Genomic DNA, 24,945 nt, shown 5'->3' on the forward strand with positions numbered 1-24,945 from the left:
AGGCCCTGCAATTCAAAGAGCAGTGCCGTCGGCACCGAAAAGGGAAGCTTTGCTGAGGTCGATGCCAACCTGGATGGCCGCGCCGGGGGTAAAACCGCTGTCCCCCATCAGGCGCAACGAGAAATTCTGTTTGTGCCAGTCGAACCAGACCACGGTGTCGGCGCCCATGGGTTCCACGACCGCCACCGTGCCGTTCAATTCGGGCCCGGAAATGCCCTCAAGGCACAGATGCTCGGGACGGAACCCCAGAGTGGCAGGGCCTTCGACAGGGGCGCCGTGATAGCCGTCGAGCGAGAAGCGCGTGTCGCCGGTTTCAAAGTCAAAGCCTGCGTCGGTTTTGATGACCCGCCCCTCGATAAAATTCATCGACGGCGCACCGATAAAGCCCGCGACGAACAGGTTCGCAGGGCGGTGGTAAATCTCGGACGGCGGCGCAAGTTGCTGGATCACCCCGTCCTTCATGATCGCGATCCGGTCGGCCAGTGTCATGGCCTCCACCTGATCGTGGGTCACATAGATCATCGTGTTGCCGAGGTCCTGATGCAGCTTCTTGATCTCCACCCGAAGCTCATTGCGCAGCTTCGCGTCGAGGTTCGACAGGGGTTCGTCGAAGAGGAACACATCGACTTCACGCACCAAAGCGCGCCCGATCGCCACCCTCTGACGCTGACCACCGGAGAGTTCGGCAGGCTTGCGATCCAGGAGCGGCGTGAGATGCAGCATATCGGCGGCCCGCGCGACACGTGTGTTGACCTCGTCGGATGGCAGCCCCGCCACCCGCAAGCCAAAAGCGAGGTTCTTGCGCACCGTCATGCGCGGGTAAAGCGCATAGGACTGGAACACCATGCCTATGCCGCGATCCTTGGGCTCGGCCCAGGTGACGTTTTTGCCCTCGATCCAGATCTCTCCATCACTCACATCGTTGAGACCCGCAATCGCGTTCAGCAGCGTGGATTTCCCGCAGCCGGAACTGCCCAAGAGCACAAGAAACTCACGCGGACGAATGTCGAGATTGAGGTTCTGAAGCACGACGGTCGGGCCGTAGCTGACCTTGAGATCCTTGATGGAGACAGCGGTTTGCATGCGATTATCCTTTGACGGCGCCGGCGGCGATGCCGCGGACAAACCAGCGGCCGGAGAAGAAATAGATGGCGAGCGGGACCAGAGCGGTGAGGATCGTGGCGGCCATATTGACGTTGTAGAGGCGCTCGCCCGTGGTGGTGTTGACGATGTTGTTGAGCTGCACCGTCATCGGCAGGTTGTCGCGCCCCGCGAACACCAGCCCCAAAAGAAAGTCGTTCCAGATGCCGGTGAATTGCATCATTGCGGCGACGACCAGCATGGGCACCGACATCGGCAGCATGATCTCAAGGAAGATCCGCCAGAACCCGGCCCCGTCGAGACGGGATGCTTTGAACAGTTCTTCGGGGATGGTGACGAAATAGTTGCGGAACAACAGCGTCACCAAGGGCAGACCAAAGAGCACATGAACGATGACGATCCCGATGAGCGAATTGTAAAGCCCAAGCGCCGCGAAGCCGCGCACCAGCGGGTAGAGAAACACCTGATAAGGCACCAGCGCCCCCGCCATCAGCAGGCCGAACATCAGATTGCCGCCGCGCGGGCGCCAGAAAGACAAAGCATACCCGTTGATCGCCCCGAACAGGACGGAGATGACAACGGAGGGCAAGGTGATCAGCACGGAGTTCAGGAACCCGGCACGGATGCCGGCACATTCGGCCCCGGCACAGGCCCCGGCCCAGGCGACCTTCCAGGCGGAGAAATCGAGATGATCGGGCAGCGCGAAAATGCGCGCCGCGCGGATTTCCGGCATGGTTTTGAGCGAGGTGACGATCATCACGTAGAGCGGCACGGTAAAGAACAGCGCGGCCGAGATGAGAAAGGCATAGAGCCCGATACGCCCGGCGGTGATCCGGGTCGGCTTGGCGCCGCGGGGATTGATCTCGGCTGAACGGGTCACAGAACACCTGCCTTGCGCTTGGCGCGGATGTAGCTTGCGTAGCGGAAGGGCGCGACGATGATCACCACGCTCATCAAGAGCATGATGGCGGCGGCGGTGGCGAGCCCGAGGTTCTGACGCTGGAACAGGTTGTCCATGATGAACTTCGCGGGCACCTCGGTGGCCGTTCCCGGCCCGCCGTTGGTGATGGCGATCACAAGGTCATACGTCTTGATCACCCCCATGGTGAGCAGCGTGGCCACCGCGGCCAGAGGCGGCCCGAGTTGCGGCAGGATGATCGAGACATAGACACGCCAGGCCGGAATGCCATCGACCCGGGCGGCACGCCATTGTTCAACATCGATCCCGCGCATGCCCGCAAGCATCATCACCATGACAAGACCTGAGCCCTGCCAGAGACCGGCAATGACAACACCGTAGATCGCATAGTCGCGCGAGGTCAGAAGATCGAAGGAGAAACTCTCCCAACCGAGCCCCTGCATGGTCGCCTGCACGCCCAGAACCGGGTTCATCAGCCATTGCCAGACAAGGCCAGTGACCACGAAGGACATGGCATAGGGATAAAGAAACAAAGTGCGAAAGGCGTTTTCGAACCGCACTTTGCGGTCAAGGGCCGCCGCGAGGCAAAAGCCGATGACGAGACAGCCCAGAACGTAAAGCACGCCGAACGTGGCGAGGTTCGAGACCGCCTTGATCCATTTCGAGGAGCCAAGCAGGCGTTCGTATTGATCGAAGCCGACATACGCGCCCGAGGGGAACAATTTCGACTTGGTGAAGGACAGGTTCAGTGTCCAGACCATCGCCCCGATATAGACCACCACGACCGTCAGCCATGTCGGCAGGATCGCAAGGGCGGGCATGAAGGATTTCTTTTGTCGTCTGGCCATGAAAATCTCCAAAATACGGGGCCGCACAGGGGAGAGGCGGCCCCGCAGGGGAGGTAACTTATTCGAACACCTCGGCGAATTGCTCCATCGCCTCGTCAATGTCCGCATCTGGTGTATTGAAGAACTCGCCAACGAAATCGGTCAACAGACCAACCTGTTCCGGCGTGATCGTGATGGCGTGCTCCGGCACGATGGTGCCAGCTTCGAGCATGGCCAGACCTTTTTGCGTACAGACATCAAACTGGCTCTTGTCAACATCGGTGCGGATCGGCATGGAGCCTTTGTTGAGCGAGAATTCGACCTGAACTTTCGGGTCCATCACCACTTCCGCCATCAGTTTCTGAGCGGCTTCGGCGCCTTCCAGTTTCGGATAACCGAAAGCATCGCCGATGTAGATCATGCCGGGGGTCGAGGGGGCCATTGCACAGCCGAAATCGACCTCCGGGGTCAAGCCGGCGTTGGTAAATTCGCCCTTCGCCCAGTCCCCCATGAACTGAACCCCGGCGGTGCCTTCGATCACCATAGCCGTGGCATCGTTCCAGTTACGGCCCGGTGCGCCTTCATCGACATAGCCACGCATTTTCGCGACAATTTCGAGCGTGGATTTCACCCCCTCGGACGAGAGGACATCGGCATCCTTGTCGACGAAGATTTTCATGAACCCGTCAAGCCCGACCTGCGTGAGCAGGACCATGTTGAACACCTTGGCCTCCTGCCAGGACTGGCCACCCCATGCGATCGGGGTGATCCCCGCAGCTTTCAGCGCATCCATATCGGCAAAGAATTCGTCCCAGCTTTCCGGTTCGCCGTCGATGCCAGCCTTCTCGAAGGCGGGCATGGAATAGAACATCCAGCTTTCGCCGTGGATCCCGACCGGCGTGAGGTAAATTTCACCGTCATAGGTGATGCTCTCCAGAATCGAGGCCGGGATCACATCTGCCCAGTGGCCGGCTTCGGCGACATCGGTGACCGGCGTCATCAGACCGGCTTCGATGAATTCGAGCGGGTCCTGACCGACGATCAATTGTTTCACAGCCGGCGGATCGCCTGCCATGATCCGGTTCTGGAAAGCCGCATTGGCATTCTCAAAACCCGCAACCGAGGCGTTTTCCCAAGTGCCGCCACGAGCTTCGAATTCGGACTTGATAGCATCCAAGGCTTTCAGCTCGCCGCCGGAGGTCCAGGAGGAAAAGACCTCGGCGGTCAGATCCTGCGCCTTCAAGGGCGCGGTGAGCGCCAGGCTGGCCGCGCCGGCCAGCAGCAGGGGAGAATATGTCATGTCGTGTCTCCTGTTGGTCTTTGTTCGGTTGGAATGTTGGTCTTGTTATGAGGTGATCGGCAAAAGAGCTTGCCGAACGAAGGTGAGGCCACGTTTCAGATCGCCGACGGGATCCGGTGCGGCGTCGAGTTCGAGGATGGCCCAGCCTTGATAGCCGCGTGTGTTCAGCAGGCGCATCCAGGCGGGCCAGTCCACACGCCCCAGTCCAAAGCCGCAAAAATACGGTCTATGACGGTCGTGAATATCGGCGTCGATCGGCGTGTCTGCGGGCATCGGGCCGATGGCGTCTTTCCAGTGCGCGATGATCATGCGCTCATGATGACGATCCACGATCTGGATCGGGTCTCCGCCCATGAGGATCAGGTGCGCCGTATCCGGGCACATATGAACATCGGCGGGATCGGTCAGCAGCATCATCAGATCGACATCGCGAGCGGCGGCGAACACGGAATGCGCCTCGGTGTGAAGCGCCAACCGAACCCCGCATTCGGCCACGGCCTTGGCAATCCGATGCACCAGCCCGGCCAGCGCCTGTGCGGCTTCCAGATCATAGGGCTGCGTGGCCGACAGAGCCGGCGTTTGCCGCATCGGCAAGCCGGTCACCATGATATCTGCCCCGCCTGCCCTCAGAAATTTGGCGTAAGACACGGCGCGATCCGTCAGGCCTGTCTCGTCATCGCCAGGTGCAAAATTCGCCAGATCGACAAAAAAGCCGCTGCACAGCGTCAAATCGCGCGAGGTCATTGCTTCCGAAAAGGCTTCGGCCGTTCCATAGGCATTTACGGCACCTTCCCAGTCGAAAGGTGCAAAGGTCAACTCGATCCCTTTAATGCCGGCCTCCGCCACGGCGTCCAGGATCGTGTCCCAAAACAGCCCGGGCGTGGCTTCTGCCTTTTGCGTGATACCCTCGTAATCCTCGACCCCCCAAAATTTCGGATGATGGAAGGTGACGAGATCAACCCCGAAGTTCAGCTTTGGCTGCACCATATCTACCTTGTCCTGAGTGTGCGTTGTGTCGTTTTGGCAAACGATTGCCATTAAAGTTTTCGTATTGCAGAATCGCCGTCGTGAAAACAACTTTTTGGCAATCGATTGCCAATCTCGACATTATGGCAAACGATTGCCATATTATTGTGCAAACAGTGCCTGACACGATTGAGAGATACTCATGGCGATAAAAAAGACCGACGTGGCGACGGGGCAAGCAAGCATGAAACAGGTCGCCGACGCGGCTGGTGTTGCCGTATCGACCGTGAGCCGCGCGCTGGCCAATCCCGGACGCGTCAATGAAAAGACCCGCAAGCGCATTCTCGAAGCGGCGCAAACTCTGGGCTATACACCCAACGCCGCAGCGCGCAGTCTGCGGAAAGGGCGCACGGGAGCAATCATGATTGTTCTGCCCGGCCAGTTGTTTCATGGCGCATCGCAGGTGATCCCGCTTGTTCTTGCGGGAATAGACCGCTTTCTTGCGGCGCATGGTTACAATATTCTGATTGCCAACCTAGATCGAGACGAGAGCTCGGAGGCCCATATCGTCAACCTCGCGTCGAACGGCTCTGTTGACGGGGCGATCATCATTTCATCCGGAATTCCGCAAACATCTCAAAAAAGCCTGACGCAAACAGGATTGCCCATTATCTCTGCGCTCCATGATCTGAGCCATCATGGCATTCCCAGTGTCATTACCAATGAAAGCGAGGTCATGGGGAAAATGACCGAACTTCTGGCTCAGCAAGGGCACCGACAGTTTTTCTATGTGGCCGGTCCGCAAGGCATGTACCATGAAAGAGTGAGGTTGGACGGGATTAGACAGGGGATCGCTCAAGCAGATTTGCCAGCCGGTTCACTCCGAAAGTCCCAAGGCTTGCGCCCCTACCAAGAAGGCTTTCAAATCGGTGTGGACGCTGCAGATATGTTTCTCGATTTTGCGCAACGCCCGACCGCAGTCATGTGTTGTTCTGACGATGCGGCTCTTTCATTTATTGCAAAATTGACCACATCGGGGCTTCGTGTGCCAGAAGATGTCTGCGTGGTCGGGTTCGACGGCTCGGCGGTTGGTGCCTTCGTCAACCCGTCGTTGACGACGATCGCGCAACCCGCCGAAGCGATAGGATCCAAAGTCGCCGAATTGTTAACGCGTCAGCTGGACGGCGAGCATGTGCCGATGGTCACACAGCTTGATAGTGCCATCGTACGGCGTCAAAGCGCTTGAGGAGCGTGGCTCCGATGAACAGCAGCCCGAGTGTCGAGCATCCTTAGCTGCTCTGAACAGCTTGGCCCCCCCCTGCCCCGGGACAGTTTCTGGCCTGTGTCATGCGACGCTCGGCCCTGGTCAGCCCCACTTGAGTGATCTGGCCTGATTGTTCATGCATGACCGGCCTTTGGCCGATCGGGAAGATGGTTCCCTGGGACGGGGCGCGATCAACCGTGGCTCGGGTCTCGGCCATGCGAACGCGCCGGTTTCCGACGATGCCGTCGGGGCGGCCACCTACTCCATGGCTTGACAAAAGGAAGCGGCTCGCTCAATCAGAGGGGGCATTGGTTCCTGCCGTTTCGGCAGGTGAAAAGGGAATGCGACAGGGCCTTTGTCCGTCAGGACGTTGACCCAAGCGCAGCCGCCCCCGCGACCGTGACCGGAAAGGGTGCTTCAGGCCACTGGCTTTCGAGCTGGGAAGGCGAAGCAGCCGCAGAACGCGAGAGACGTGTTCGAAATCCGCAAGCCGGGAGACCTGCCAATGTTGTTGATGACCGGCGAACGGGGTGTTTCGCGACCGGGAGGAGAGGGCCGGTCGCTGTCTTGACCTTTGTTCCCTGTCCACTGGCGCGTTTCTCCCGAAGCCCCTGGCAAGAGGAACGGGCGAAATGCCAACGATTTTATCTGTTTGCATCACCTGCAAACGCGACGATGCCGATCCCGCGGACGACACGCGGCCGGGGACGCATTTGTTGCGCGCGCTGCACGATCATGGTGCCTCGGACGATGTGGAAATCCGCGAGGTTTCCTGTCTGTCCGCCTGTTCCAACGGTTGCGCGGTGGCGCTCAGTGAGCCGGGCAAATGGTCCTATGTCTACGGCCGGATGACCGCCGAGGACGCCCCCGACATTCTCGCCGGTGCCGCCGCCTATGCCGTCACCGACAACGGCCTCGTGCCCTGGCGCGACCGGCCGGTGATCTTTCGCAAGCAAAGCCTCGCGCGCATCCCCCCTTTCCCGACATCCGAGCAGGAGTAATCCCATGTCCGATCTTCATTCTGATTTGGCCAAAATCCCCGTCACCGTGATCACCGGTTTTCTGGGCGCTGGCAAAACCTCGCTGATCCGCCATCTGATGGCCAACGCAGGCGGGCGCAAGCTGGCCGTGCTGGTCAATGAATTCGGCACCGTGGGGGTCGATGGTGAGATCCTGCGGCAATGCGCTGACGAGAATTGCCCCGACGAGAACATCGTCGAACTGGCAAATGGCTGTCTGTGCTGCACCGTGGCGGATGAGTTCATTCCCACGATCGAGGCACTGATGGCGCGGCCGCAAAAGCCCGATCACATTCTGATCGAAACCTCCGGGCTGGCGCTGCCGAAACCGCTGCTCAAGGCCTTCGACTGGCCCGCGATCCGCTCGAAAATCACCGTGGACGGGGTGATTGCATTGGCCGATGCCGAGGCCGTCGCCGCCGGGCGCTTCGCCCCCGATGTGGCTGCCGTCGATGCGCAGCGTCTGGCCGATGACAGCCTTGATCATGAAACCCCGCTCTCCGAGGTGTTCGAAGATCAGATTTCCTGCGCCGATCTGGTGCTGCTGTCCAAGGCCGATCTGGCGGGTACGACAGGTCTTGCGGCGGCGCGCACGGTGATCGAGGCCGAGCTGCCGCGCAAACTGCCGATCCTGCCGCTGACCGAAGGCGTGATCGATCCCCGGATCGTTTTGGGGCTGAACGCCGCCGCCGAGGACGATCTCGCCGCGCGCCCTTCGCATCATGACGGGGCGGATGATCACGAGCATGACGATTTCGATACGGTGGTGATCGAGCTGCCGGAGATTGACGATCCCGTCCCATTGATTGCCGCGATTGAACGCCTCGCGCGCGACCAGAACATCCTGCGCGTCAAAGGCCATATCGCGGTCACCGGCAAGCCGATGCGGCTGTTGATTCAGGCCGTGGGTGACCGCGTTCGGCATCAGTTCGACCGTCCCTGGGGCGCCGATCCGCGACGCTCGGCCCTGGTGGTGATCGGCGAACATGACGATGTGAACGAAGACGCGATCCGCGCCGAGCTGCTCGGGGTGCCCGCCTGATGCACGTCACCTTCCGCGAAAGCCACGGCCTTGAGGAAACCGAGGTGCCGACCGATCTCGGGCAGCGCCCTGCGGATCTGGTGGTGCTGTCGTTTTCCGACAGTGATCTTGGGGCTTTCGCGGCGGGGTGGCGGCGGGCACGGCGGGCAGAGGGCGGCTTGCCGACGCTTCGGCTCGCCAATCTGGTCAATCTGCGCCATCCGGTGTCGGTCGACACCTATGTCGAAAACACGCTCTCGCGGGCCAAGGGCATTCTCGTGCGGCTGATCGGCGGCGAGGCCTATTGGCCCTATGGTCTCGCCAGTCTTCAGGATCTCGCACGGCGGCAGGGGATCGCGCTGGCCATCCTGCCCGCCGATGGGCGTGATGATCCCCGGCTGGACGCGCTTTCGACCGTGCCCTTGGCGGTTTTGCAACGGCTCAAAGACCTGTGTGAGGCGGGCGGCGCGATCGCGGCCGAGGCCGCTTTGGCGGAACTGGCGCAGGCCTCGGGGTTTGCGGTCGCCCCCGTTGCGGGCGAGACCCAAGTCCCGGCGCATGGGGTTTACTGTCCAGATCAGGGGCCGGTTTCGAACCTTGGTGAGCACGGCCCTCTTGCGTTGGTGAGCTTCTATCGCTCCTATCTGACCTCCGCCGATACCGCGCCGATTGATGCGTTGATCACCGGCCTGCGCGCACGGGGATTTGCGGCATACGGGGTCTATGCGCCGTCGCTCAAAGCACCGGGATTGGGCGATTGGTTGACCTCTTCCCTCGGCACGCGCAGCCCCGCATTTGTTGTCAATGCCACTGCCTTTTCGGCGCAAGGACCCGATGGGCAGACCCCGTTCGACGGCTTTGACGGCCCGGTGTTTCAGGTGGCGCTCTCGACCGCGCGGCGCAAGGACTGGGCGGGGGCCGAGCGTGGCCTTTCACCCGCTGATCTGGCGATGCATGTGGTCTTGCCGGAGGTGGACGGACGCCTGCACGCGGGGGTGATTTCCTTCAAATCTCCCGCGCCGCGTGATCCCGATCTCGAATATGCCCGCTTTGTTCATCGCGCCGATCCAGACCGGATCGAGACGGCGCTGGACCGGATCGAAAACTGGTATCGTCTGGCCGAGACCCCGGCACAGGAGCGCCAGTTGACCGTGGTGCTTTCGACCTATCCCGGACGTCCGTGGCAAATGGCCCATGCCGTGGGGCTCGATGCGCTGGCCTCGACGGAGGTCCTTTTGGAACAGTTGCAGAGCGAGGGCTATCAGGTCGGTGCGGGACCGGGACCGCAAGCGCTCGAGACCGCCCGGCTGTCCTGGCCTCTGAGCGCCTATCGCAAGGCCCTTGCGCAGCTGCCGCTCCAGCTCCGGCAGGACCTGTTCGCCGCATGGGGGACGCCGGAAAACGACCCCGATGTCGAAACAGACACCTTTCATTTCGCCGCCCTCGAACGCGGCCATATCCTGATCGCGCTGCAACCGGAACGGGGTGCTCCTGAAGACCGTGACGACAGTTATCACGACCTCGACCGCATCCCGCGCCATGCCTATGTCGCCTTCTATCTCTGGCTGCGCACGCAGGGGCGTCATGCGCTCGTTCACATGGGCGCGCATGGCACGCTCGAATGGCTGCCGGGGAAAGCCGTGGCCCTGAGTGAGACCTGTTGGCCCGAGGCGCTGTTGGGGTCGATGCCCGTGATCTATCCCTTTATCGTCAACGACCCCGGCGAGGCGGCGCAGGCCAAGCGACGGATCGGCGCCGTCACCCTTGGCCATCTGCCACCGCCGATGCGGGCGGCGGAGGTGCCTGCGGGCCTGCGCCATCTGGAACAGTTGCTCGACGAATATTCCACCGCCGACGGTCTGGACCCGGCGCGGCGCGATCGTCTGATCGCCGATATTCAGCTTGAGGCACAGGCCAGCGGTGTGGCCGAAGATCTCGGCATTCCGCAAAAGGCCAATGCCGCAGAAGTGCTTACCCGGATTGATCGCTTTGTCTGCGACATCAAGGAAAGCCAGTTCGGCGACGGGTTGCACATCTATGGCACCGGGGATTGCGGCGCAGAGGAGCGTGCGGGCCTCAGCGCTGCGCTGTCTGGCCGCCGTGTCGCGCCGGGGCCGTCCGGCAGCCCGGCACGGGGGCGGACGGATGTCTTGCCCACCGGGCGCAATCTGTTCGCGGTCGACCCGCGCGCCGTGCCGACCCGCGCCGCCTATGCGCAGGGGGTGAAACTGGCCGAAGAGCTGTTGCGCAAGCATTTGCAGGACCAAGGCGACTGGCCCAAGGGGCTTGTCGTCGATCTCTGGGGCTCGGCCACGATGCGCACGGGCGGCGAAGAGTTCGCCATGGCGCTGCATCTGGCCGGGCTGAAACCCGTTTGGGACGAGGGTGCGGCACGGGTGTCCGGCGTCGAGGTTCTGCCGCTCGCCCTATTGGACCGCCCCCGGATCGACGTGACCTTGCGGGTCTCGGGCCTGTTTCGCGATATCTTTCCGGGTCTGGCGCAGCTGTTTGAAGCCGGTGCCGAGGCTCTGGCGCGCCGCAGCGAGGATGCGGCCGACAACCCCTATCTGGCGCGGATCGCGCGGGTGTTTGCCCCGAAACCGGGGCACTATGGTGTCGGGATGGGAGCAGCCTTCGGTGAGTTCACGCCGGAGGCCCGCGCCATGGCCGGTGAGGCGTGGCTGGCGGCGTCCTCCTATGCGATGTCTCAAAGTGGTGAGATGCAGCCCGACCGGGCCGCGCTCGAAACCCGTCTGCGGAACGCCGACAGTTTCGTGCATGCGCAGGACCTGCCGGAAAGCGATGTGCTTCTGGCGTCGGATTATGCCGCTCATGAGGCCGGGTTTGCCGCGGCTCTGGCGCAGCTCGGGGCGCAGGCGCCTGTACTTTATCATCTGGATGCGACCCGGCCCGACCGCCCCCGCGCGCGCAGCCTGACCGAAGAGATCGCCCGCACTGTGCGGGCCCGCGCCGCCAATCCGATCTGGGTCGAGGGCATGATGCGGCATGGATTTCGGGGGGGCGCGGAGATTGCGGCCACGCTCGATCATCTCGCCGCCTTCGCGCATCTGGCACAGGTCGTCCCCGCGCATCTGTTTGACCTTTACCACGCGGCCACTCTGGGGCGCGAAGATGTGGTGGCGTTTTTGCAGCGTGAAAACCCCGCCGCGCTTCAGGCCATGCGCGATCTTTTCGCACGGCTGTCCGAGGCGGGGCTTTGGCAAACGCGGCGCAACTCCATCGCGGTGTCGCTGGAGGAGGACACATGAGTTTCAAGGTCCAAGGCTGGTGTCCCGGCGCGCTGCGTCCGATGGCCTCCGGAGACGGTTTGGTGGTGCGGGTGCGCCCGCCGTCCGGGCGATTGACTCAGGCGCAGGCCATGGGGATCGCCAAGGCAGCGCGGCGCTATGGCAATGGACTGATTGATCTGTCGGGGCGGGCCAATGTGCAACTGCGCGGCGTCACACCGGAGACCCACACGCCCCTGATCACGGCACTCACTGCGCTGGACTTGATCGACGCCAATGTCGCCTCGGAAACCCGGCGCAACATCATCGTCACGCCTTTTGCAGATGCCACAACCTATCGTCTGGCCGAGGAGCTGCCGCGCAGGCTGAACGATGCGCCCGAGCTCCCGGGAAAATTCGGGTTCATCCTCGATTGCGGCGCGGCCCCGGTCATGTCGGATATTCAGGCAGACATCCGGTTCGAACGGTCGGCGGACGGCCAACGAATTTTGCGTGCCGCGGGCTGTGATCTCGGTGCACCGGTGCGCGAGGATGAGGCCGCAGAAGCCGCGATTGCACTCGCGACATGGTTTCTCGAGGCCGGTGGCGTCACCGATGGACGGGGGCGTATGGCGCAGTTGATCGCAGAGGGCGCGCGCCCCGAAGGCATGTTGACACCCCGGATTGCGCCTGCGCCCGCGCTCCCGCGCCCGGAACCGGGGAGGACGCCGCACGGCGCGTTGATTGGGTTTGCTTTCGGCCAGATGGATGCGGACAGGTTGAACGCCCTAGCCATGCTCGGTCCGATCCGGGTGACGCCCTGGCGCATGGTTTTGATCGAAGGGCTGACTGAACGGCCCAGGCTTGACGGGCTGATCACCGATCCGGCCGATCCGCTTTTGCGTGTCCATGCCTGCACAGGCGCGCCCGGCTGTCTTCAGGCGCATGGTCCGACCCGCGATCTCGCCCGCCGGCTTGCGCCACAGGTGCCCCGGCACAAAACCCTACATGTCTCGGGGTGCGCCAAGGGCTGTGCCTGGCCCCTGCCCGCCGATCTGACATTTGTGGCGACCTCTGGGGGGCTCGATCTCATCCGGAAGGGCCGCGCCGCGGACCGGCCCGAAAGATCCGGCATATCCGCTTCTGATCTCACCTCTCTTTCGGAGCTTTTCTGATGCCCTACACCTACGAAACGGATGGTGCGAAGATTTACGAACAGTCCTTTGCCACGATCCGCCGTGAGGCCGATCTGGCCCGGTTCACCCCCGAGGAAGAGATCGTCGCCGTGCGGATGATCCATGCTTCGGGCCTTGTCGGGCTGGAACGCGACATGCGCCTTACCCCCAACATGGTCCTCACGGCGCGTGCGGCCCTTGAGGCGGGCGCGCCGATCCTCTGCGATGCGCGCATGGTGTCCGAAGGCATCACGCGTACCCGCCTACCTGCGGAGAATGCCGTGATCTGCACCTTGCAGGACCCCGCTGTGCCGGGGCTGGCCAAGGCGATGGGCAACACCCGCTCGGCAGCGGCGCTGGAGCTGTGGCGCCCGCATCTCAAAGGCGCGGTGGTGGCGATCGGCAATGCGCCGACCGCGCTGTTTCATCTTTTGAACATGCTTGAAGATCCTGCATGCCCCCGCCCCGCGGCGATCATCGGCTGTCCGGTCGGGTTCATCGGCGCTGCGGAATCGAAAGCGGCGCTCATGGCCGCTGCCCCGGTGCCCGCACTGATCGTTGAGGGGCGACTGGGCGGATCGGCCATCACTGTTGCGGCGGTCAATGCGCTCGCCTCGCGAAAGGAGTAAACCATGGGACGGATCATTTGTGCGGGCCTCGGCCCCGGCGACCCCGATCTGATGTCGCGCCGTGCCGAACGCGCGGTGCGGGGGGCGGGTCATGTCGCCTATTTCCGCAAGAAAGGCCGCAAAGGCCAGGCGCGTCAGATCGTCGAGGGGATGCTCTCTGAGCGGGCCATCGAACTGGCGATGGAATATCCGATCACCACCGAGATTCCGTTCAACAGCCCCGAGTACAACGCGCTTTTGTCCGCTTTCTACGATGATTGGGCGGCGCGTCTCGCGGATCTCGCGCGCGCCACCGACATTGTCGTGCTCTGCGAAGGTGACCCGTTTTTTTACGGCTCTTTCATGCATCTCTACACACGGCTGCGCGACCGGGTGGAGATCGAGGTCATCCCCGGCATCACCGGCATGACGGGTTGCTGGACTGCGACCGACACGCCGATCACATGGGGCGATGACGTTCTGACCGTGTTGATGGGCACGATGGACGAGGCGGAGATGATCGCGCGCATGGCCACCTCTGACGCGCTGGTGGTGATGAAGACCGGGCGCAACCTGCCGAAGGTCAAGCGCGCGCTGGCTCGCGCCGGACGGCTTGAGGCGGCTTGGCTTGTCGAGCGTGGCACCATGCCTGGCGAACGGATTGTGCGGCTGGCCGAGACCGAGGCCACCGATTGCCCCTATTTTGCGATCGTTTTGGTGCATGGTCACGGACGTCGGCCCGAGGCGGTTCCGCCCACGATTCAACCCAGGGTGGAGGCAGCACAATGAGCGGTTGGGTGACGGTTGCGGGACTTGGGCCTGGAGCGGAGGATTTGGTGACGCCAGAGGTGCGCGCTGCTCTGGAAGAGGCCACCGATATCGTGGGCTATATCCCCTATGTCGCCCGCGTGCCCCCGCGCGAAGGCCTGGCCCTGCACGCCAGCGACAACCGCGTCGAGCTTGATCGCGCTTTGCAGGCGCTTGAGATGGCGGCAGAGGGGCGACGCGTGGTGATCGTCTCCTCGGGTGATCCGGGGGTTTTTGCCATGGCGTCTGCCCTGTTCGAACGGCTGGAGACCGCGCCGGAGTTTGCCGACACGGACATCCGCATCCTGCCCGGCATCACCGCCATGCTTGCCGCGGCCGCCCGTGCCGGCGCCCCGCTTGGCCATGATTTCTGTGCAATCAACCTGAGTGACAATCTCAAGCCCTTCGATCTGATCGAGCGCCGTCTGCGCCATGCCGCGCGGGGTGATTTTGCGATGGCCTTTTACAATCCGCGTTCGAAATCGCGGCCGCATCAATTCGCCCGCGTGCTCGATATTCTGCGTGAGGAATGCGAGGCTGGGCGGATCGTCCTGTTTGCTCGTGCCGTGTCGACGCCCGAGGAGAAGATCACCGTGGTGCCTTTGTCGGAAGCACGCCCGGAGATGGCCGATATGCGCACGGTGGTTCTGGTCGGCAATACGAGCACGCGGCGGGTTGGGCGCTGGATCTACACGCCACGCGGCACTGTAGCGGCGGGGACGGCGTGATGCCGTTCCAGCCACTCCACCACCCCGCCGAGACTGTCACAGAGCTCGCGCGGGGGCAGCACCGGACGGTCCACCATGATCACGGGCAGACCAAGCCTGCGGGCCGCGATCAGCTTGGCCTCAGCACCCGCCCCGCCAGCATTTTTCGCCACGACATGGGTGATCCGATGCCTACGCATAAGGTCCAGATCGCCCTCTGCATCAAAAGGGCCGCGCGCGATAACAACCTCGGTCTCGGGCAGCGGCAACACGCCCTCCGGCGGGTCGACAAGGCGCAGGAGATAATGGTTCCGGGGCTTCGCCGCAAACCCGGCGAGCTGTTGCTTGCCAATCGCCAGAAACACCCGCGCGTCGTGTTCGGGCAGGCTGCAACAGGCGGCGTCCATATCGGGCACATGGGTCCAACGGTCACCGTCTTGGGCCTGCCACGGCTTCCGCTCATAACCCAACAGAGGCACCTTGGCGCGCGCGCAAGCGAGGATCGCATTCCGGCTCATTCCGGCAGCGAAGGGATGGGTGGCGTCGATCACATGGCTGATGCCCTCACGCGCGAGATAATCGATGAGCCCGTCGACGCCACCAAAGCCGCCGGTCCGGGTCGGCAGGGGTTGGGGCACCGGGCGGGCCGTACGCCCGGCATAGGAAAACACCGCGTCGATCCCGCGATCCGCCAGATGTCGGGCCAGTCGGCTGGCTTCGGTGGTGCCGCCCAGCAAAAGGAGACGCGTCATGGCTGATCCGTGGTTGAGCATCGTCGGTTTGGGCGAAGATGGCCTGAACGGCTTGCCGAATGCAAGCCGTGCCGCCTTGGAGGAGGCCGAGGTCATCTTTGGCGGGGCGCGTCATCTGGAACTGGCGGGTGCGGGCACGCGGGGACAGGCTTGGCCAGTGCCCTTCGACCTTGCGCCGGTTCTGGCCTGTCGTGGACAAAAGGTGGTCGTTCTGGCCTCGGGCGATCCGTTCTGGTTCGGCGCGGGCGGGTCCCTCGCTGCGCATCTGTCGCCGGGGGAATGGTGTGCCTTTCCGGTGGCAGGGATCGTTTCGCTGGCCTGCGCACGGCTCGGATGGCGGATCGAGGAGGTCACCGCGCTGGGGCTTCATGCCGCGGGGTTTGGCGCGCTGCGTCGCGCGCTCCATCCGGGTGCGAAAGTCATCGCGACCCTCAGGGACGCAGATACACCGCGCGCTCTGGCCGACTGGCTGGTGGCGGAGGGTTTCGGCACCGTGCAGATGCATGTGCTCGAACGCATGGGCGGGCCGCATCAGCGGGTTCGCATGAGGCGGGCGGAGAGCTTCGATCTGACCAGCATGACTGCCCCCGTGGCGGTCGCGCTGGATGGGGCGGACTTGTCGCGCAATGCGGGTCTGCCGCATGTGCCGGGCTTGCCAGAGGACCGGTTTACGCATGACGGCCAGATCACCAAATCTCCGATCCGGGCGCTGACGCTCGCCACACTGGCGCCGCGTCCGGGGGCGCTTTTGTGGGACATCGGCGGCGGATCGGGATCGATCTCGGTCGAGTGGGGACTTGCCGGGGGGCGGGCCATTACAATTGAGCCGCGCCCCGATCGCATCGCCAATATTCAGAGCAATATCGAGGCCTTCGGCCTGACGCGTCAAATCCGCGCCATCGAAGGTCGTGCGCCCGAGGTGCTGGGCGATTTGCCCTCCCCCGAGGCCGTGTTCATCGGCGGTGGCAGCACAGAGGCGCTCTATGACTGGCTTTGGGCGCATCTGCCCGGAGGGACGCGGATCGTGGCCAATGCGGTGACGCTCGAGACCGAGGCGATTTTGGCCGGGCTCCACGCCCGTCACGGGGGATCGCTGATGCGCATAGACCTATCGCGGGCCGAAGGCCTGGGGCGGATGCGCGGCTGGTCGGCGGCGCGTCCCGTGGTGCAATGGAGTGTGACGCGATGAGAGTGGCCGGCATGGGCTTTCAACGCAGCGCCCCCCCTGCGGCCTTACGCGCGGCACTCGCTTCGGTCGGGGCGGTCGACCATGTCGCGACCGCGCGCTCGAAAGCCGCGGCTCTGGCGCAGATTTTGGGATGCGATGTGCGAGGCGCTGATGTCGCGGGCATTGCTACGCCGACGATGTCACAGGCCTCCCTCAATGCTCATGGCACCGGATCGGTGGCCGAAGCGGCCGCACTCGTGGTGGCTGGCCCCAACGCGCGGCTTTTGGAAAAACGCAAGATCATCGGCGGCGTCACCATCGCTGTCGCAGAAGGAGACGGAAGATGACGGTTCATTTTATCGGTGCAGGACCGGGGGCAGCAGATTTGATCACGCTCCGCGGGCGCGACCTGATCGCGGCCTGTCCGGTGTGTCTTTATGCCGGAAGCCTCGTGCCGGAGGCCTTGCTGGCCCATTGCCCGGAGCGGGCGCGAGTCATCAACACGGCGCCTCTGAGCCTCGACGAAATCATGGCTGAAATCGCCGCGACCCATGCCGCAGGCCACGATATCGCCCGGCTGCATTCCGGCGATCTGTCCGTCTGGTCGGCGATGGGCGAACAGCTGCGCCGCCTGCGCGCGCTGGACATCCCCTATGACGTCACCCCCGGCGTGCCGAGCTTTGCCGCCGCCGCCGCCACGCTTTGTGCCGAGCTGACCCTGCCCGGCGTGGTGCAATCCGTGGTGCTGACCCGGACCTCGGGGCGGGCGACGGCGATGCCGCCGGGGGAGACGCTTGAGAATTTCGCAAAAACAGGCGCAGTTCTGGCCATTCACCTGTCGGTGCATGTGCTCGACAAGGTGATCGCAGAGCTGACGCCGCATTACGGCGCGGACTGTCCGGTCGCGGTGGTCTGGCGCGCGAGCTGGCCGGATGAGCGCGTGGCGCGTGCCAGGCTGGGCAGCCTGAAAACCGCCATCGGGGCGGAGATGGAGCGCACCGCGCTGATCCTTGTGGGCCGCTCGATCGGGGCCGAAGACTTTGCCGAAAGCCGGCTTTATGCGCGGGATTACGACCGGCGTTATCGCCCCGTGGGCACCAACCCGCGCTTTCCCGAGACGGCAAAAGGCGGTGCGGCATGACGCCGGGTCTGGTGATTGCCGCCGCTTCGTCAGGCACTGGGAAAACGACACTGATGCTGGGACTCCTGGCAGCGTTGCGTGCGCGCGGCGTGCGGGTGCAGCCGCTGAAATGCGGTCCCGATTACATCGATCCGGCGTTTCACACGGCGGCGGCGGGGCGCAGTTCGGTCAATCTCGATGCCTGGGCGATGTCTCCGGCGCAGATCGCCACCCTTGCGGACCGGCCCACCGATCTCCCTGCCGATCTTTTCGTGACCGAGGGCTCGATGGGGCTCTTTGATGGCGTGGCCGTGCCGGGCGAAACCGGCATCGGAGCCAGCGCCGATATCGCCGCGTTGATGGGCTGGCCGGTGATCCTGGTGATCGATGCCTCGGGACAGGCGCAGACGGCGGCAGCGGTCGCGTTGGGGCTCGCGCAGTTCCGCGCCGATGTCACGGTCGCGGGCGTCGTTTTGAACAAAATCGCCTCGCCCCGGCACGAGCAGCTGGTGCGGCGTGGGTTCGAAAGCATTGCACTTCCGGTTCTGGGCGTCTTGCCGCGCACCGCCGGGATCGAACTGCCGTCCCGGCATCTGGGTCTGGTGCAGGCGCAGGAAACCGGAGATCTGCAGCGGCTGCTCAACCACGCTGGCGAGATCGTGGCTGAGCATTGCGATCTCGACGCGCTGATGGCCTGTGCAGGGGCGAAAGAGATCCCTTTTGCCCCCTATACGCCCGCGCCACCGCCCGGTCAGCGCATTGCCTTGGCGCGGGACGCGGCGTTTTCCTTTGTCTATCCGCATTTGATCGAGGCCTGGCGCACCGCCGGGGCGAGCATCTTGCCGTTTTCGCCACTGGCCGACGAGGCGCCGGACCCGCATGCCGACATCTGTTGGTTGCCGGGGGGCTATCCCGAGCTTCACGCCGGGCGGCTTTCCGGCAATCGCACATTCATGGAGGGAGTGCGGCGGTTTGCCCAAACCCGCCCCATGCATGGGGAATGCGGGGGCTATATGGCTCTCGGCGCCGGGATCGTGGACGCTGAGGGGCATCGCCACGAGATGCTGGGTCTTCTGGGACTGGAGACCAGCTTTGCCAAGCGCAAGATGCATCTGGGCTATCGTCGCGCGGAGCTAATGGCAGGGATGCCGGGGTTTGCCGAGGGTCACGCGCTGCGCGGGCATGAGTTTCACTATGCGGGCATCCTCAAGCAACCCGACGCCCCTCTGGCGCGGGTGGTCGATCCGAATGGCACGGCGGTGCCTGAGACTGGTTCGATCCGCGTGATGCCCGATGGCGGGCAGGTTACGGGGACGTTTTTCCACCTGATCGCCGAGGCGACCCGGTGATGCCGGACCTGAAAGCGCCGGATCACGCGGTTCGGCGCATGAGGTAGATGTCCATCACCCAGCCCAGCTCGGCGCGCAGCGCGGCGCGTATGGTGACGATTTTTTCGGCCACCTCGGCCAGAGTTCCGGCGACGAGGCGCTCCTGAGGCATCGCCACGCAACCGCCCCACCAGATCTCGATCCCCGCCGGGTCGAGCGCGCGAAAGGCGCAGTCGCCATCGAGCATGACAACAACGGTTTGCACCCCGTCTGGCCAGCCGTGGTTGCGCAATTGCCGTCCGGTGGTGAGAGTGACGGGGGCGCCGACGCCGTTGAGCGGAATGGCGTGCGCCGCGCAAAGGGCCTGTATCGCGGTGATGCCGGGAATGACACGCGGCGTGATCTGCATCCGGTGACCGAGCCGCTCGGCGATGCGCAGACTGCTGTCATAAAGCATCGGATCGCCCCAGATCAAAAGCGCCACGTTCGCGTCGGCCTCTGTGCCCAAAGCCTCGGTGATCGCCGTTTTCCAAGCCTGTGCAATCGCATCATGCCAGTCCGACACGCGTTGATCATAGGGCGCGCCGTCGGCATCGCGTTCGGGCAGGTCAAACTCGACAACACGCGTGGTCGGATTGTTCAGATGCTGTGCCAGAAGGCAACGGCGCAACTCGGCCAGTTCGGTCTTTTCCGGGCCTTTCAGCGGGATCAGGATCAGATCGGCGGCATTCATCGCCGCGATGGCCTGTTGCGTGACGTGATCGGGATCGCCGGTGCCGATGCCGATCAGGTTCAGGTCGATCATTGTGGTCCTCTCGAAACAGGGGGCCGAAGCCCCCTGCCGTGTGGTCTCTGACGGATCAGGTCAGGCATAAAGGCGTGGCGTGACAAAACCGCTGCCCTGCAGGGATTTCGCGCGTTTCGCCAGCGCCAGAACGGCCAGATCCAGAAGCGGTTCGATCAGGATCACCGTCATATAGGCGGCGCCAAAGGTCAGCACCTGGCTCACCTCGGCCACGCCCTGACCGTAAATCGCCCAGAAGGTCACCCACAGCACGATCCCGCCCTGATAGGCGGTCGAGAGCGCCAGCGCTTGCGAATATTTCAGATCGACATAGGCGGTGCCCGGCGCGATCAGGCGTTTGGCCAGCATTTGCAGCCCGAAGAGCGGCACCAGAAGCGTTGTCACATTCATCCCGTATTGCGGCAGATCGAACGGGGCGAAGAACACCCCCTGCGCCAGCAGCCCAAGCGCCAGACCGATGGCCGCAGGCGCCGCGCCAAGGATCAGGAACAGGGTTGAGCCGAGGATCAAATGCACCTCCGAGACCCCGACCGGATGGTGCGGCAGCACCTGAAAGAAAACGAAGACGGCGGCGGTGGCGATGAGCGCCCGCCCGACCAGGGAGACAAGCCCTTGCTGACGTATCGTGTCGACGGCTGTTTTGAGGGTATAGAGGCCTGCACCTGCCGCAGTGGCATAGCTCAAGACGATTTTGGCACCCGTGACGATGCCAGGTTCAATATGCATATCGCGTACTCCTTGCCGTCACACCCGACGGCGGTTGATGTGGCTGATGGCCGGTTTCCTGGCTCGCGGGTCAAAGCGCCACTCCCCCTTCCCAGAGATCCCGACAGGGCTCTCCAGTGGTTGTCGGAGCGCGCTCACCGCATACAGTCGCGGGGGCGGCCGGGGCTTCGGGTGCTGCGATTTGCGACATCCTTCCCCGTTCCCGATTGAGCCCTGCGCATCGCGCATGATGGGCACCAAACAGGCCTTCAGATAAACGTGGCTTTGGCGATGTCGTCAAGTGCATATCTCGCCTGCGGACAGCAGATGCCCGCAATTTTCATCACAGACAGATCACAGTCGCCCAACGTGATCTCGACGCAGGTTTCCGATCCTCATGATCAATCCGCCAGTCCCGGCCACGGGCCAAGGCAACATTGATCTTCTGATGCTTCATATTTGGCAAATGCCCGGATCGGGCCCTTCTGCATGGCTCTCTCGGAGGCGGCTGGATCTGCCCGCGCATCTTCACGCAAACAGACAAGGCAGTCGGAACACAACCAAAGCACGGGTGCAGAGGTCAGCCGATCCGGCTGGCATGGCGTGTTTTCATCTGCCGCAGGCCAAGCGCAACGAGAAAGAGGCCGGTCAGGATCAGGACAATGGTCGGGGCCGGGGCAGCATCGATCCAGAACGACAGGTAGACACCGGTTCCCCCGGACGCCAGCGCCACGACAATGGCCGTGATCATCATCGCAGCAAAGCGCCGGGTGAGCAGAAAGGCAATTGCCCCCGGAGCGATCAGATAGGCCACCGACAGGATGATCCCGACCGAAGACAGCATCGCCACGATCGTGGCCGAGAGGATCGCCAGCAGCCCGTAATGCAGCCAGCTGACCCGCAAGCCGATCATCCGGGCCTGTACCGGGTCGAAACTCTGGGCGAGGAAATCACGCCATTTGATCCCGAGGATGAGGGCAACGGCTCCGGAGATCAGACCGGCGGTCCAGAGATCATCCGCCCCGACCCCGAGCATATTGCCGAACAGAATATGATCGAGATGCAAGGCGGTTTCGATCTGGGTGTAGATCACGATGCCCAACCCGAACATGCCGGAGAACACCACGCCCATGACCGTGTCCTGTTTGATCCGGGAATGGTCCTTGATGAACCCCGTTCCAAGCGCACAGACCAGCCCGGCGAGGAAAGCCCCGATGATCAGCGGGATGCCTGCAACATAGGCCAGAACGACGCCGGGCAGCACCGCGTGGCTCGTGGCATCGCCCATCAGCGACCAGCCCTTGAGCACCAGAAAGGTGCTGAGCATGGCGGCGGCCGGGGCAATCAGCAACACGATCAGCAGCGCGTTCTGCATGAAGGGAAATTGCAGCGGCATAAGAAGATCGGAGATCAAAGCGGCCATCATGATGCCTCCTTCAGAGCGGCCTTTGCGCGGGCGCGGGACGCCAGCATGCCATGTTTCGGGGCGCACACGAGCGCCACGAGAAACAATCCGGTTTGCAGGCAGACGATGACGCCGCCCGTGGCGCCGTCGAGGAAATAGCTCAGATAGGCGCCCAGTGCCGACGTGAGCGAGCCGATCGCGACGGAGAGCGCCAGGAGGCGCGGAAAACGGTCGGTCAGAAGATAGGCCGTGGCACCGGGGGTCACCACCAGTGCGATCACCAGAAAGGCGCCCACCGTCTGCATCGCCGCCACGGTCGAGGCGGAGAGCAGGGTGAAAAAAATCAACCGCAGCGCGGTGACGTTCAATCCGATCGAACGGGCATGGGCCTCGTCGAAGAACACGGCCAGAAGATCGCGCCATTTCGCCAGCAGCACAGCGAGCGACACGCCTCCGATGAGGACAAGTTGCAGGGTATCGCTTGGTGTGATCGCGAGGATATTGCCCATGATGATCGTCTGGATCGAGACGGCCATCGGATTGAGGGAGACCATGAACAGACCCAGGCCGAAAAAGGCGGTGAAGATCAACCCGATCACCACGTCTTCCTTGAGCCCGGATCGCTGCCGCAGAAAGAGCATGGCCAATGCGGCCAGCCCGCCCGACAGAAAGGCGCCGATGGCGAAAGGCAGGCCGAGCATATAGGCCCCGGCCACGCCGGGCACGACGGAATGCGACAGCGCATCGCCGATCAGCGACCAGCCCTTGAGCATCAGATAGGCGGAGAGGAAGGCACAGACCGCGCCGACCAGGGCCGAGACCCAGATCGCATTGGTCATGTAGCCGTACTGGAAAGGTTCGAGCCAGCTCATGTGCGCCCCTTCACGGTACGGGTCCTGTCGTCATAGACCACAAGCGGGCGTTCATCGTCGGAGAAGACTTCGAGCCTGCGCGGGTCCTCATCGTCATGCAGCCGCTGGCCTTCGAGCAGGAAGTGCCGCAGCACACCGCCAAAGGCCTCGCGCAGCAGATCCGGGGTGAAAACCTTTTCGGTCGGGCCATAGGCCAGCACCGTCCCCTTGACCAGAACCACCTGGTCGCAAAATTCCGGCACGGAGCCGAGATTATGCGTGGCCACCAGCATCACGCGGCCTTCGGCACGCAGATCTCGCAGGAGCGCGATGATCTGTTCTTCGGTCTTGACGTCAACGCCGGTGAAAGGCTCGTCCAACAGGATGACTTGCGCGTCTTGTGCCAGAGCGCGGGCGAGGAAGACGCGCTTTTTCTGCCCGCCGGACAGCTCGCCGATCTGTCGCTGGCGGAACTCGGTCATATTGACCCGTTCCAATGCTGAGGTGACGGCCGCATTATCGGCGGCACGGGGGCGGCGCAGAAATCCCATATGGCCGTACCGCCCCATCATCACCACGTCTTCGACCAGAACGGGGAAGCTCCAGTCGACCTCCTCGGCCTGTGGCACATAGGCGACGGCCTGTTTCTTCATCATCGCGCGGACCGGTTCGCCAAGGATCTCGATCTGCCCGCTTGCGACCGGGACAAAGCCCATCAGTGCCTTGAACAGTGTCGATTTTCCGGCACCGTTCACGCCGACCAGCGCGGCAATCGTGCCGCAGGGAATGGCGAAACTCGCGTTCCGCAGAGCGGTATGGCCGTTGCGATAGGTAACGGTGATGCCAGAGGCCCGGATACCATCACTCATGGCTGAAGCCCCTCCACGATGGTCTCCGATGTGACGCGCAACAGTTCGAGATAGCTCGGCACAGGGCCGCCGGCCTCGGAAAGGCTGTCGACATAGAGCACCCCGCCGTAACGCGCCCCGGTCTCGCGCGCGACTTGTCTGGCGGGTTTGTCGGAGACGGTGGATTCCGAAAAGACGGCCGGGATTTCATGGGCACGCACCGTGTCGATGACCCCGCGCACCTGTTGCGGCGTGCCCTGGGCATCGGCGTTGATCGGCCAGAGATAGGCCTCCTTCAACCCGAAATCCCGCGCCAGATAGGAAAACGCCCCTTCGGAGGTGACCAGCCAGCGGCGGCTTTCGGGCAAGCTGCGGGCGGCCTCGCGCAGCGGGCCAATGACATCGGCCATCTGCTGTTTGTAGCGGGCGGCATTGGCGGCGTAGATCCCGGCATTGTCCGGATCGGCCTCGCTCAACGCGTCCCGGATATTGTCGATATAGATCTCGGCGGAATCGAGCGCCATCCAGCCATGCGGATTGGGTTTGCCCTCATACTCCCCGCCGGCGATGGCAATCGGAACGATGCCCTCGGAGACGGTCGCGGCAGGCACATCGCGCAGGTTGGAAAAGAACTGCTCGAACCAGCGCTCCAGATTCAACCCGTTCCACAGGATCAGGTCGGCGCCTTGCGCCTTGACCAGATCGCGCGGCGTCGGGGCGTAGCCATGGATCTCGGCGCCCGGCTTGGTGATCGACACCACCTCTGCCGCCTCCCCGGCGACATTCTGTGCCATGTCGGCAATCACCGTGAAGGTTGTCACCACTTTCAGCCGCTCCTGCGCGGCGAGCGACCCGGCCAGCCCGGCGAGACCCAGACCGAGGCCCAGAGCGAGAATGTTACGTCTCTTGAACATGGGAATCTCCTCCTCGTTGCCTAAATGCATCTAGGAATGATTTGCATCTGTCAAGCGACATGCGAATGACTTGCAACTGACTCTTGCGTCTGACGACAAAAATGCGCA

Annotated in this window: 25 protein-coding genes and 2 riboswitches; of the genes, 13 read left to right on the forward strand and 12 right to left on the reverse strand. The window is 63.3% G+C overall.

The genetic code is table 11. The features are described 5' to 3' along the window. Nucleotides 1-12: 12 nt before the first annotated feature. From BM151_RS08640 to BM151_RS08660, 5 genes are read right to left on the reverse strand one after another with little or no spacing between them, the layout of a single operon-like run. Nucleotides 13-1,083 (reverse strand): ABC transporter ATP-binding protein, encoded by a 1,071-nt coding sequence (locus BM151_RS08640; protein ID WP_090060024.1) that lies wholly within the window; start codon nucleotides 1,081-1,083, stop codon nucleotides 13-15. Nucleotides 1,084-1,087: 4 nt separating this feature from the next. Next, nucleotides 1,088-1,981, reverse strand: coding sequence for a carbohydrate ABC transporter permease (locus BM151_RS08645; protein ID WP_090060026.1), 894 nt, complete (start codon nucleotides 1,979-1,981; stop codon nucleotides 1,088-1,090). Continuing rightward, nucleotides 1,978-2,868, reverse strand: coding sequence for a carbohydrate ABC transporter permease (locus BM151_RS08650; RefSeq protein WP_090060028.1), 891 nt, complete (start codon nucleotides 2,866-2,868; stop codon nucleotides 1,978-1,980). The genes BM151_RS08645 and BM151_RS08650 overlap by 4 nt, the downstream gene beginning before the upstream one ends. Nucleotides 2,869-2,926: 58 nt before the next feature. Next, nucleotides 2,927-4,147 carry an ABC transporter substrate-binding protein gene (locus BM151_RS08655; RefSeq protein ID WP_090060029.1) on the reverse strand — a complete coding sequence of 407 codons (1,221 nt, stop codon included), beginning with the start codon at nucleotides 4,145-4,147 and terminating at the stop codon, nucleotides 2,927-2,929. A gap of 45 nt (nucleotides 4,148-4,192) precedes the next feature. After that, on the reverse strand, nucleotides 4,193-5,134 hold the full coding sequence (locus tag BM151_RS08660) for a sugar phosphate isomerase/epimerase family protein (RefSeq protein WP_090060031.1): 942 nt from the start codon (nucleotides 5,132-5,134) through the stop codon (nucleotides 4,193-4,195). A gap of 181 nt (nucleotides 5,135-5,315) precedes the next feature. On the opposite strand from BM151_RS08660, the gene BM151_RS08665 reads away from it, so the two are divergent. The 9 genes from BM151_RS08665 (at nucleotide 5,316) to cobJ (ending at nucleotide 14,962) form a co-directional block, all read left to right on the forward strand. Beyond that, on the forward strand, nucleotides 5,316-6,359 hold the full coding sequence (locus BM151_RS08665) for a LacI family DNA-binding transcriptional regulator (protein ID WP_218151347.1): 1,044 nt from the start codon (nucleotides 5,316-5,318) through the stop codon (nucleotides 6,357-6,359). Between the two features lie 154 nt (nucleotides 6,360-6,513). After that, nucleotides 6,514-6,651, forward strand: a complete 138-nt coding sequence (locus tag BM151_RS21615) for a hypothetical protein (protein ID WP_177213073.1) — start codon at nucleotides 6,514-6,516, stop codon at nucleotides 6,649-6,651. Nucleotides 6,652-6,669: 18 nt separating this feature from the next. Then, a riboswitch (cobalamin riboswitch) is annotated at nucleotides 6,670-6,898 on the forward strand. A 111-nt stretch (nucleotides 6,899-7,009) separates the two neighbouring features. Further along, nucleotides 7,010-7,378: a DUF1636 family protein gene (locus tag BM151_RS08670; protein WP_090060033.1), complete on the forward strand. Its 369-nt coding sequence runs from the start codon at nucleotides 7,010-7,012 to the stop codon at nucleotides 7,376-7,378. Nucleotides 7,379-7,382: 4 nt separating this feature from the next. Further along, nucleotides 7,383-8,438: a cobalamin biosynthesis protein CobW gene (gene cobW, locus BM151_RS08675; protein ID WP_090060034.1), complete on the forward strand. Its 1,056-nt coding sequence runs from the start codon at nucleotides 7,383-7,385 to the stop codon at nucleotides 8,436-8,438. After that, complete coding sequence (gene cobN / locus BM151_RS08680) at nucleotides 8,438-11,686, forward strand: cobaltochelatase subunit CobN (RefSeq protein WP_090060036.1); 3,249 nt, start codon at nucleotides 8,438-8,440, stop codon at nucleotides 11,684-11,686. Before cobW ends, cobN begins: the two co-directional genes overlap by 1 nt. Next, complete coding sequence (gene cobG, locus BM151_RS08685; RefSeq protein WP_090060038.1) at nucleotides 11,683-12,819, forward strand: precorrin-3B synthase; 1,137 nt, start codon at nucleotides 11,683-11,685, stop codon at nucleotides 12,817-12,819. The genes cobN and cobG overlap by 4 nt, the downstream gene beginning before the upstream one ends. Next, on the forward strand, nucleotides 12,819-13,448 hold the full coding sequence (locus BM151_RS08690) for a precorrin-8X methylmutase (RefSeq protein WP_090060039.1): 630 nt from the start codon (nucleotides 12,819-12,821) through the stop codon (nucleotides 13,446-13,448). Before cobG ends, BM151_RS08690 begins: the two co-directional genes overlap by 1 nt. A gap of 3 nt (nucleotides 13,449-13,451) precedes the next feature. Continuing rightward, nucleotides 13,452-14,216: a precorrin-2 C(20)-methyltransferase gene (locus BM151_RS08695; RefSeq protein WP_090060041.1), complete on the forward strand. Its 765-nt coding sequence runs from the start codon at nucleotides 13,452-13,454 to the stop codon at nucleotides 14,214-14,216. Next, nucleotides 14,213-14,962: a precorrin-3B C(17)-methyltransferase gene (cobJ, locus tag BM151_RS08700; RefSeq protein WP_090060043.1), complete on the forward strand. Its 750-nt coding sequence runs from the start codon at nucleotides 14,213-14,215 to the stop codon at nucleotides 14,960-14,962. Before BM151_RS08695 ends, cobJ begins: the two co-directional genes overlap by 4 nt. Here cobJ and BM151_RS08705 read toward each other — a convergent pair. Continuing rightward, the gene (locus tag BM151_RS08705; RefSeq protein ID WP_090060045.1) at nucleotides 14,923-15,693 is read right to left on the reverse strand and encodes a cobalt-precorrin-6A reductase; all 771 of its coding nucleotides are present in this window, start codon (nucleotides 15,691-15,693) and stop codon (nucleotides 14,923-14,925) included. The two genes, cobJ and BM151_RS08705, sit on opposite strands and share 40 nt — an antisense overlap. Between BM151_RS08705 and cbiE the strand changes: the two genes are divergently transcribed. From cbiE to BM151_RS08725, 4 genes are read left to right on the forward strand one after another with little or no spacing between them, the layout of a single operon-like run. Next, nucleotides 15,692-16,882 carry a precorrin-6y C5,15-methyltransferase (decarboxylating) subunit CbiE gene (gene cbiE / locus BM151_RS08710; RefSeq protein ID WP_090060047.1) on the forward strand — a complete coding sequence of 397 codons (1,191 nt, stop codon included), beginning with the start codon at nucleotides 15,692-15,694 and terminating at the stop codon, nucleotides 16,880-16,882. The genes BM151_RS08705 and cbiE overlap by 2 nt on opposite strands. Further along, nucleotides 16,879-17,208, forward strand: a complete 330-nt coding sequence (locus BM151_RS08715; RefSeq protein ID WP_090060049.1) for a cobalamin biosynthesis protein — start codon at nucleotides 16,879-16,881, stop codon at nucleotides 17,206-17,208. The genes cbiE and BM151_RS08715 overlap by 4 nt, the downstream gene beginning before the upstream one ends. Beyond that, nucleotides 17,205-18,002: a precorrin-4 C(11)-methyltransferase gene (cobM, locus tag BM151_RS08720; RefSeq protein WP_090060051.1), complete on the forward strand. Its 798-nt coding sequence runs from the start codon at nucleotides 17,205-17,207 to the stop codon at nucleotides 18,000-18,002. The genes BM151_RS08715 and cobM overlap by 4 nt, the downstream gene beginning before the upstream one ends. Continuing rightward, nucleotides 17,999-19,330, forward strand: a complete 1,332-nt coding sequence (locus BM151_RS08725; protein WP_090060052.1) for a cobyrinic acid a,c-diamide synthase CobB — start codon at nucleotides 17,999-18,001, stop codon at nucleotides 19,328-19,330. Before cobM ends, BM151_RS08725 begins: the two co-directional genes overlap by 4 nt. Before the next feature lie 22 nt (nucleotides 19,331-19,352). On the opposite strand, the gene cobF is transcribed toward BM151_RS08725, so the two are convergent. From cobF to BM151_RS08755, 6 genes are all read right to left on the reverse strand, one after another. After that, nucleotides 19,353-20,114, reverse strand: a complete 762-nt coding sequence (gene cobF, locus BM151_RS08730) for a precorrin-6A synthase (deacetylating) (RefSeq protein WP_090060054.1) — start codon at nucleotides 20,112-20,114, stop codon at nucleotides 19,353-19,355. A 60-nt stretch (nucleotides 20,115-20,174) separates the two neighbouring features. Further along, nucleotides 20,175-20,840: an energy-coupling factor ABC transporter permease gene (locus BM151_RS08735; RefSeq protein ID WP_090060056.1), complete on the reverse strand. Its 666-nt coding sequence runs from the start codon at nucleotides 20,838-20,840 to the stop codon at nucleotides 20,175-20,177. Between the two features lie 31 nt (nucleotides 20,841-20,871). After that, a riboswitch (cobalamin riboswitch) is annotated at nucleotides 20,872-21,097 on the reverse strand. Between the two features lie 302 nt (nucleotides 21,098-21,399). Next, a complete protein-coding gene (locus BM151_RS08740) occupies nucleotides 21,400-22,242 on the reverse strand; it encodes a metal ABC transporter permease (protein WP_143093077.1) in 843 nt (280 codons plus the stop codon). Further along, nucleotides 22,242-23,096 carry a metal ABC transporter permease gene (locus tag BM151_RS08745; RefSeq protein WP_090060057.1) on the reverse strand — a complete coding sequence of 285 codons (855 nt, stop codon included), beginning with the start codon at nucleotides 23,094-23,096 and terminating at the stop codon, nucleotides 22,242-22,244. Before BM151_RS08745 ends, BM151_RS08740 begins: the two co-directional genes overlap by 1 nt. Then, a complete protein-coding gene (locus BM151_RS08750) occupies nucleotides 23,093-23,944 on the reverse strand; it encodes a manganese/iron ABC transporter ATP-binding protein (RefSeq protein WP_090060058.1) in 852 nt (283 codons plus the stop codon). The genes BM151_RS08745 and BM151_RS08750 overlap by 4 nt, the downstream gene beginning before the upstream one ends. Next, a complete protein-coding gene (locus BM151_RS08755; RefSeq protein WP_090060060.1) occupies nucleotides 23,941-24,837 on the reverse strand; it encodes a metal ABC transporter substrate-binding protein in 897 nt (298 codons plus the stop codon). Before BM151_RS08755 ends, BM151_RS08750 begins: the two co-directional genes overlap by 4 nt. Nucleotides 24,838-24,945: the final 108 nt, after the last annotated feature.

It is taken from the genome of Celeribacter neptunius, from assembly GCF_900113955.1.
GTDB classification, from domain to species: domain Bacteria; phylum Pseudomonadota; class Alphaproteobacteria; order Rhodobacterales; family Rhodobacteraceae; genus Celeribacter; species Celeribacter neptunius.